Annotated in this window: 3 protein-coding genes and 2 pseudogenes; 1 reads left to right on the forward strand and 4 read right to left on the reverse strand. The window is 57.2% G+C overall.

What is annotated here, in order from left to right:
* Positions 1 to 148: 148 nt before the first annotated feature.
* Positions 149 to 284, reverse strand: a pseudogene (locus tag HALKA_RS22395) (uroporphyrinogen-III synthase); the annotation flags it as partial.
* A 91-nt stretch (positions 285 to 375) separates the two neighbouring features.
* Here HALKA_RS22395 and HALKA_RS0115460 point away from each other — a divergent pair.
* The gene (locus HALKA_RS0115460) at positions 376 to 1,350 is read left to right on the forward strand and encodes a deoxyhypusine synthase (RefSeq protein WP_018258849.1); all 975 of its coding nucleotides are present in this window, start codon (positions 376 to 378) and stop codon (positions 1,348 to 1,350) included.
* Positions 1,351 to 1,643: 293 nt separating this feature from the next.
* On the opposite strand, the gene HALKA_RS0115465 is transcribed toward HALKA_RS0115460, so the two are convergent.
* From HALKA_RS0115465 to HALKA_RS20500, 3 genes and pseudogenes are all read right to left on the reverse strand, one after another.
* Positions 1,644 to 4,079, reverse strand: a complete 2,436-nt coding sequence (locus HALKA_RS0115465) for a heavy metal translocating P-type ATPase (protein ID WP_026190350.1) — start codon at positions 4,077 to 4,079, stop codon at positions 1,644 to 1,646.
* A gap of 1 nt (position 4,080) precedes the next feature.
* A complete protein-coding gene (locus HALKA_RS0115470) occupies positions 4,081 to 4,908 on the reverse strand; it encodes a sulfite exporter TauE/SafE family protein (RefSeq protein ID WP_044956558.1) in 828 nt (275 codons plus the stop codon).
* Positions 4,909 to 5,037: 129 nt separating this feature from the next.
* Positions 5,038 to 5,265: pseudogene (locus tag HALKA_RS20500) on the reverse strand (IS66 family transposase); the annotation flags it as partial.
* Positions 5,266 to 5,530: the final 265 nt, after the last annotated feature.

Consider the following 5,530-nt stretch of genomic DNA (forward strand, 5'->3'; position numbering starts at 1 on the left):
GCCGAAACTCCAAAGCGCCAAGCGATACAAGTTGCTGAAGCATCCCGCCGAATGCTGGTTGTTTGGTCACAGCTGATAGCAGGAGACGGGATGCTTTCCATACAACGGAGTCTTTTCGCTAGCTTGAGCAAGAGCGAGTCCGCATATTGGGGAACTTGACCAGTCGGGTCGATTGCCAGCATTGGATCTGGAACCGGTGAGACATCGAGTGACTGGAGATACTCAACCGCCTCAACGATACGGTTGTCGTCGGGTCGGAGGACAGCCACCTTTGGCCTGGACATGCCAGACAGTTAGCCGATGCTGGACTTGTGTGTATCGAGAATCGGTGACCAATCTCGAACGATTCAAACCTTTATCTTGTGAAGCACCGGTATGGACGACGACTCTCACGATCACGTTGTTCCCGGAAGTAACGAAGAGTTGGCTACGCCAGATGTTCGGGGCTACGATTTCCGTGGTGAATTCGATTTCCAGGAGATGCTGGAATCCTATGCGACGACAGGCTTTCAGGCGACACAACTCGCAGAAGCTATCGACATCGCCAAGCAGATGCAAGACGCCGATGCCACGATCTATCTCACGTGTACGTCGAATATCGTCTCGTCGGGATTGCGTGAAGTCGTTGCCTACCTCGTTCGTGAAGGGTACGTCGACGTGCTTATTACGACTGCGGGGTCGTTGGCGGAGGATGTCATCAAGACGGCGAAACCGTTCAAAATGGGGGAGTGGGATGTGGACGAAGCCGCGCTCCGGGAACAGGGAATCAACCGCCTTGGAAACCTCTTCGTTCCATCTGACCGCTACGTCTGGTTAGAGGAGTACCTGTACGACTTCTTCGATGGATTCTTTTCTGAAAAAAAGGTTCGGACACCGACGGCGTTCGCCCGCGAGTTAGGGGAGACACTCAATGATCCGGATTCAGTCCTGAAACAAGCGGCTGACAATGACGTGCCTGTGTACTGCCCGGCGCTGACAGACGCCGAGGTCGGGAACTTTCTCTACTATTACCGACAGGGGTACGATTCGGAGGTCGGCATCGAGATCCTCGACGATTACGACTCGCTCATCGAGGACGGGATGCTCGCCGACACGACGGGTCTGATTGCAGTCGGAGGGGGCGTACCGAAACATCACGCAATTATGACGAATCTCTTCCGTGGTGGAGCAGATTATGTCATCTATATTTCGACCGGTATGGAAGGGGACGGGTCACTCTCTGGAGCGCCCCCCAACGAGGCAGTGTCGTGGGGGAAAATCAAAGACGATGAGCAGACGAACTACACGCAGGTCGAGGCAGAAGCGACGCTCGTCTTCCCACTGCTCGTGGCCGGGGCTTTCAGCGAGTAGATACGAAGCGTCATACGCTAGTCACAGCCGATACACCCGGACACGAACACGCAATGGGTTCATTGTGCTCTGTTGAATAGCGGTGTTAGCCGTGAGGGTCAAAATTTGAGTCGGCTTGTTAGGTGCTAAAACTAGTGGTCTCAAAATCAGTGTCGTTTCACGTGGCTCAGAGACCGCTATTCAACACGGCAGTTCATTGTGGTATCAGCCGCGAGGTAGCACATCGCTCGGACGCCCAGCACCACTCGCAATTGGTGACAGAATCGTGTCCGGGTGCGGATGAATTCGAGCGCTCAGTCCGAATGTGCTGGCGGCCCCAGACGATCGTTATGCACGCTAGAGTCGGTTTCAGCCACCTGTCCTCTGCCCGCTGGAAGGAGTCGGCGCTTCGAGTTAAACACAACAATGAGACTACTAATCGCCATCATAACAGCGGCGATCAACGGCGTGATCACGCCAATTATTGCTAATGGAAGCGCAATTGTGTTGTAGCCAGCTGCCCAGACGAGATTCTGTTTGATTCGACCCCGTGTATCAGTCGCCAGCTCGAAGAGTTCGGGAACGGCGTCGAGACGGTCGTCCAGTACCACCGCATCGGCCGCCTCGATCGCTAGTTCGGTACCGCTTGAGACCGCGACCCCGAGGTCCGCGCTCGCGAGTGCGGGCGCATCATTCGTCCCGTCGCCGATCATCGTTGTCGTCCCGCGCTCACGGAGACCCTGAACGATCGCTTCCTTGGACTCGGGCCGTACGCCCGCGAACACGTGATCGATCGCTGGATAGTTCGCGAACGTCTTGGTCATCCGCTCGTCATCGCCGGTGAGAACGACAAGTTCTCGATCCGCGTCCGCGAGCTCGGAAACCACGCACTGCCAGTTGTCACGAGGCCTGTCTTGCACCGTGACGATTCCTCGGACGACACCTTCCCACGCGACCGCTGTGGGATGCGTGCCCGACTCGTAGGCGTCCGTGACGGCGGCCTCAATCTCTGCAGGAATCGTCCATTCGTCGGTGTCGAAAGAGTCGGGATGGCCGACCACGACGCAGGTGTCGTCGACGAGCGCCGAGACGGTCCGGTCGGCGCGCTCGAAACTTGACACCGAGCGTGTGGTTGGCGGGGCAGCATCGTCGATCGCAGCGGCGATGGGGTGGCTCGACCGGCGTTCGACGGCGGCTGCCATCGAGAGCACTTCGTCGGGATTGTCGCCCGCGACGTCCGCGAGTTCCATCTCTCCCGTGGTGAGCGTCCCTGTCTTGTCGAACACGACGACCGAGGAGTCGTCGATCCGTTCGAGCACCGTCTCGTTGAGAACGAGCATCCGATTGGCGGTGGCATCGCGAGTGGCTGCCGCGAGGGCAAGTGGGGTCGCAATCCCAAGCGAGCACGGACATGAGACCACTAACACGGACACACCGGCTAGTATGGCTGTGTTCGGGTCGTTCCCAAGGACGAACCAGCCAGCGGCAGTCAGCGCGGCGAGTCCGAGGACGAACGGGACGAACAGCACCGCAAAGCGGTTGACAATACGCTGGACGCCCGTCGCCGCACTCTTGACGTTCCAGAGGAGTTCGACGAGGCGATCGATCGTGCTGGTGGCATCCGTCCCAACTTCGACGACGATCGCGCTGTCAGTGAGGATCGACCCGCCGAGTACGCTGTCTCCGACGGATTTGCGTTGCGGAAGCGATTCACCCGTGACGAGCGCCTCATCGATCGCGGCAGTTCCGTCGACGATCTGGCCGTCGACTGGAATCCGTTCGCCAGGTTTGACTAACAGACGATCGCCCGGCTCACACTCTGCAATCTCGATGGTTTCGGTAGCATCACTATCGTCGTCGAGCCGGCGGGCCTCATTGACGCGCGAATCAGTGAGGTCAGCGCGCTTGCCGAGCGCATCACGTTTGACTCGTGATTCCAGATGGTTACCGATAGTGACGATTGCGAGCACCATCACTACGACGTCGAAGTACGGGTCCCGTCCACCCGTGATATAGGTTGTCAGCGAGTAGACGTACGCTGCGAGCACTGCGATGGCAATCAACACGTCCATGTTCGGGCGACCGACTCGCAGGCTCACATAGGCCCCGCGGAAGATCGGGTATCCCAGCCCAATGAGGATGAGCGTGCTCCAGACCGCTAATGGCCCGAACACCATCGCCTCGACAGTACTCCCATAGAGGAAGCTCTCGGGATAGATGCCGAGAGACACTGGATAGATGAACAGGACGTACAGAATCAACACCGGCATCATCAGTATCGCTGCCATCACCGCACGGTATTTCCCCAACTCGACACGTGAGCGCAGCGAGTCGTTTTCTTCTCTGGGACCGCGGGCTTGATAGCCCAATCGGCTGAGTGCCGCGGCGATCGCGTTGCGATCAATGCGGTCGGGATCGTACACTACCTGCGCCATTTCGGTCGCGTAGCTCGCACGCGCCTCGTGGACACCGTCCTCTTTCTCGGCGAGGAGTTCGATGAATCCTTCGCAGGTCTGACAGTGCATTCCGTCGATCGAGAGATAGGCCGTTTCGGCGTCATCGGGGACATCGGGTTTGACGTCCTCGGCTGCGACGCGGTCACGGACGGCCGCAATCGAAAGATCGACGTCCTCACCGTTGTCGACCATGCGTGCAACCTCTAGACAGCCTCGACAGCAGAACTCACCATCGATTGTCTCATCGGTAATTGGTGCGTCGACAGGGAGCTCACAGAGTGTACAGGTCGGCATTTTAGGTAATCGCCTCCGATTTAGCGATCGGCTGATAGTACGGGATGTCGGGCAATGGGAGCATGATGCCAAACCGCATGAGCCCCATCGCTAACAGCAGATATCCGAGTCCAATGAACAACACACCGAGTCCATAGTGAACTACCTGTCGCTGGCGGGCGCTCACCGACTGGACTACTGTTCCGTAGAGGAACACACTCGGAATCGTTCCTAATCCGAGCGCGCCGAGCGAGAGGAAGCCATAGGCAGGCGAACCCTGTGCGAACACGTACAGAAATGCAGGGTAGAGTAGCATACACGGCAACAGTCCGTGAAGCGCGCCAAGGCCAACGACACCGATACCATTGACCCAGCGATCGATCCGCGTTGAGATGACTGTGTAAGTGCGGGCGAATACTGATCCGATGCCAGTACCCGCAATAACGCTTTCAACAGCTCCTTGTTGGTAGCCAAACAATCGAGTGGCTCCCATAACGAGGATCGCTCCGCCGACGCAGATACCGACGACACCCTGAACTGGCCCGAGAATTCCAGCGAGTCCAACCGTCCCATAGAGCAATGTGCCAGCAGCCCCAAAAACAGCTCCGATGAGAGCGTAGCTCACTGTCCGCCCGAGATTGAATAGTGCGTGCTGACGCACTTCATAAAGGGTGAGTGCACCTGACCAGCGATCGTTGGTTTCCATGCGTTCGGCGTAGGTTGCAACGAGTGGGCCGCACATTCCAATACAGTGTGCTCCGCCGAAGAGGCCAATTAAAAAAAAGACGATCAATCCATAACCGCTTGTAACGCCAATCTTACTCAATTGAACTGAGACTACCGAGATCATACTCAGAACTGGTAGAGTCAGCATAGGTTACAGTGTACGAATCGTTTCTGTATAATGGGTTTCGGTTCGTGCGGCTCTGATGAATCGCTGTACGGCATCGGCTTCAACCGTTAGAACGAGGGTATGTGTTTACCCGGAGGTCTCAACAGCCGGCACAGCGTGAGCGCGTGAGATCATCTCATTGCTGCTGACGACTCGACGAAGCTCTTGGTAGGGATTGCGTCCCTGCTGGCGCCACGTCGCCAGCAGGGACAAGACCGTCTCGTGAACGAACATTCCTCGGTCATTCCGAAGCGTGCCGATGATTTTCCGGAGAACAACAGGTTCACGAAGTGCGTTCTCAGCCGTATTATCAGTCGATCACATCAAGAACTCTCTAATCGCTCCATTAGAGCGTGAATCTGCGTTTTCGATGCGTAGTTAGTTCTCAAAATGACACAGACGGAGAGTCTCGGTGATTCGGAGTCGCTGTCGGCGGCAAATCGCCGCCGACGCGACGGTGTTGCCACTCACGACCACTGTCCTGATCGGTGGACAGCTACCGGAAGAACCGGTCGTCGAGTGGTTGGTTTGCTGGAACTGTCCTGCGCACACCGAGCGCTGTCCAGGCTGCTCGCAGCAC

This window comes from Halomicrobium katesii DSM 19301 (assembly GCF_000379085.1).
GTDB lineage: Archaea > Halobacteriota > Halobacteria > Halobacteriales > Haloarculaceae > Halomicrobium > Halomicrobium katesii.

Coding starts and splice junctions, on each gene's coding strand:
- HALKA_RS0115470 (WP_044956558.1), bottom strand. CDS start 4,908: ATGATCTCGGTAGTCTCAGTTCAATTGAGTAAGATTGGCGTTACAAGC.
- HALKA_RS0115465 (WP_026190350.1), bottom strand. CDS start 4,079: ATGCCGACCTGTACACTCTGTGAGCTCCCTGTCGACGCACCAATTACC.
- HALKA_RS0115460 (WP_018258849.1), top strand. CDS start 376: ATGGACGACGACTCTCACGATCACGTTGTTCCCGGAAGTAACGAAGAG.